The organism is Streptomyces graminilatus (genome assembly GCF_001418565.1).
Lineage (GTDB): Bacteria > Actinomycetota > Actinomycetes > Streptomycetales > Streptomycetaceae > Streptomyces > Streptomyces graminilatus.
Genome location: NZ_LIQQ01000795.1, coordinates 1 through 2,290, shown reverse-complemented (window position 1 = coordinate 2,290; position 2,290 = coordinate 1). Strand labels below are relative to the sequence as shown.

The following is a 2,290-nucleotide window of genomic DNA, read 5'->3' as shown; positions in this document are numbered from 1 at the left end:
GGTGAGCGGGTGGGTGCGGGGTCACGAGTGTTCGACGACCGTGTCGGCCAGTACGGGCGCGTCCTCCCGGTCCACTGCGGTGACCGACACCTGTACGCGGTCCGGCTCGTGCGTCCACATCCGGATGCGGAGGGTCTCCCCGGGGAACACGACCCCGACGAAGCGCGTGCGGTACGCGCGAACCCGGCCGACGTCCCCGCCGAGCACCGTGTCGACGACCGCCTTGAGCGCGATGCCGTAGGTGCACAGCCCGTGCAGGATGGGCCGCTCGAATCCGGCGAGGGCGGCGAACTCGGGGTCGGCGTGCAGCGGGTTCCAGTCGCCGGAGAGGCGGTAGAGCAGCGCCTGTTCCTCCCGGACGGTCCGCTCGACGACCTTCGCGGGCTCGGCATCGGGCAGCGGGAGCCGGTTCGAAGGGCCCCGGTCACCTCCCCAGCCACCCTCTCCCCGTACGAAGATCTGCGCGTCGCTCGTCCACAGCGGCCCGCCCGCGTCGGCGGCCTCGGTGCGCATGACGAGGATCGCCGCTGTGCCCTTGTCGTACACGGCGGCGATGCTCCCGGTGACGTGCGCTCTGCCCTCGGGCGGGATCGGGCGGTGCAGCACGATGTTCTGGCCGCCGTGCAGGACGTTGGCGAGGTCGACGTCCACGCCGGGCATGGAGAGCCCGCCGATCACGTCCGGGGAGTGGTTGCCGGCGACAGTGGCGAAGCTGGGCAGGACGTGCAGCCGGGATTCGAGGGTGTAGCGCAGCTCGCCGGGATCGGTCGCGGGGACACCGGCGCCGATACCGAGGTGATAGAGCTGGACATCCTTGCGACCCCAGGCGATCTCTACGGACCGGGGTTCGGCGGCGACGGCCTTGGCGGCGTCAATGGGCATGCGACTCCTGACCAACGAACGGAACGGACATCTCGCTGTACAGATATCTCGCGGTACCGAGATCTCGTCGTACGCAGATCTCGGTGTAGGCAGATCTCGTGGTACGGACACATTCGCGGGGCCGAGACCTCGGTACGACCGTCCGCACCGTCGGCCGCACCGAGGTCGATACGGGCCGTTCTAGAACGCGTTCCAGTCCGGCGCCCCCTGTTGTATAGCCGAGCGGTGGCGACTTGTGAAGACTCCTGACGATGCGTCAGCCATGTGTTCACCGGCCGGCCGGCACACCGGGGCAGGACATTTGTCCTGCCTGAGTCCGTACATCGGCATCTGCCCGGCGCGGCCCCCGCTCCGTACGCTGGCGTACATGTTCTGGATGCGAGAGGTCGCCTGCCAGGCAGGCGAGTGGCGGGCCGAGCGGGCGCGCTGGCGGGCGGAAATGGCCCTGTACAAGGCCGCCCGGCGCGCCGCGCGGAAGTCCGGCGGCCGGCGGCCGGAGCCGGAGGACCTGGGTCCGCCGCCCACCGGGTTCGTCCTGCTGCCCTGGCTGCTGCTGGGCATGGGCTCCTTCTCCAACCTCCTCCACGGCCGGACCCCGCTGCCCTGGATCGGCGGCCTCGGTCTGTTCATCTTCAACTCCCTCTACATCTATGTCACGTTCCGCGCCTTCACGAAGGAGACACGGGACGCCCGGTCGACGCGCGGGGCGCTCGTCGTGATGGGAGCGGTGACCTGCGCGCTGGCGATCGCCTACGGCGGTAGCTGGCTGTACTTCTTCCCGCTGCTGGGGCTGGCCACGGGCGCGGTGATGCGGGGCCCGTGGCTGGGCCGCGTCGGACTCGCCCTCACCGCCCTCGCGGCGGTGGTCTCGGCGGTGCGGGAGGGCTGGGACGCGCTGAACGTGGCATACGGGACCTTCATCTCGACGATGGTGACCGCCGCGATCCTGTCCCTGGCCGAGGCGGTACGTGAACTGCGCGCTGCACGTGAGGAGTTGGCGCGCCGTGCGGTCGAGGAGGAACGGCTGCGGTTCTCCCGCGACCTGCACGATCTGCTGGGCCACACCCTGTCGGTGATCGTGGTGAAGTCCGAGGCGGCCCGGCGGCTGGCCCCCCGGGACATGGACGCGGCCCTGCTCCAGATCACGGACATCGAGTCGGTGGGCCGGCAAGCCCTGACGGAGATCCGCGAGGCGGTGACCGGCTACCGGCAGGGCAGCCTGACCAAGGAACTCGACCGGGCGGACTCCGTCCTTACGGCGGCGGCAGTCACCTCGGTGATCCACCGCTCGGGCCCGCCCCTGTCCCCCTCGGCGGAGACATTGCTGGGCTGGGTGGTACGGGAGGCGGTCACGAACGTCCTGCGGCACAGCGGGGCCGACCGTTGCGAGATCACGGTGGCGGGGGCG

At 70.6% G+C, this 2,290-nt stretch carries 2 protein-coding genes; one reads left to right on the top strand and one right to left on the bottom strand.

Annotation, left to right across the window (positions count from 1 at the left end; all coding sequences use genetic code 11):
* Window positions 1–21 precede the first annotated feature (21 nt).
* Window positions 22–882 carry a MaoC/PaaZ C-terminal domain-containing protein gene (locus AOK08_RS41655; RefSeq protein WP_055535756.1) on the bottom strand — a complete coding sequence of 287 codons (861 nt, stop codon included), beginning with the start codon at window positions 880–882 and terminating at the stop codon, window positions 22–24.
* 367 nt (window positions 883–1,249) lie between these two features.
* On the opposite strand from AOK08_RS41655, the gene AOK08_RS41650 reads away from it, so the two are divergent.
* A partial coding sequence (locus AOK08_RS41650) for a sensor histidine kinase (protein WP_079054584.1) occupies window positions 1,250–2,290 on the top strand: 1,041 nt, incomplete at its 3' end.